The organism is Curtobacterium sp. P97, from assembly GCF_023712445.1.
In the GTDB taxonomy this organism is placed as follows: domain Bacteria; phylum Actinomycetota; class Actinomycetes; order Actinomycetales; family Microbacteriaceae; genus Curtobacterium.
Genome location: NZ_JAMAYF010000035.1, coordinates 1 through 652, shown reverse-complemented (window position 1 = coordinate 652; position 652 = coordinate 1). Strand labels below are relative to the sequence as shown.

At 68.3% G+C, this 652-nt stretch carries 1 pseudogene; it reads right to left on the bottom strand.

The features are described 5' to 3' along the window. Positions 1-534, bottom strand: a pseudogene (locus M3677_RS16790) (PTS mannitol transporter subunit IIB); the annotation flags it as partial. Between the last annotated feature and the right edge of the window lie 118 nt (positions 535-652).

The window sequence follows — 652 nt, the reverse complement described above, 5'->3', positions numbered from 1 at the left end:
CCAGATGCCGGCGGAGAAGTTGTTGACCAGCATCTCGAAGCCCGGGCGGATCTTGTGCGCCCACAGGGCGTCGAGCTTCTTCATCGACCAGCCGCCGAGCGGGCCCATGACCATGGCGCCCAGGAACATGGGCACGCTGGCGCCGGTGATGGCGCCCATGGTGGCGATGGCCCCGACCACGCCGCCGCGGATCGAGTCGTTGTAGACCATGCGGCCGCCGGTGTAGCCGATGAGCAGCGGCAGCAGGTACGTGATCATCGGGCCGACGATCCCGACGTTGCCGCCGGCGTCCAGGAGGGCGCCGTCGGCGTCCTTCCACCCGCCGAGGACCGACACGAAGCCGTAGCCGCCCTCGTAGCCGAGGGCGTCGCCGATCAGCTTGATCCAGCCGGTCTGGATGAACAGGGCCGTGATCAGGCCCCACGCGATGAACGCGCCGATGTTGGGCAGGACCATGTTCGACAGGAACGTGCCGAACCGCTGGACCCGCAGGCGGGCGCTCGTGCGCGGAGCCCCGTCCGTGGTGGTGGCCATCGAGGACCTTCTTCGTGGTGGAGGGTGAGCCGCCACCGCCCCCGTGCGGACGGTGTCGGGTCGGATCGTAGGCACAGCCTGTGACAGCTGTCACGGATCTGTGAACGCGTTTGTATAC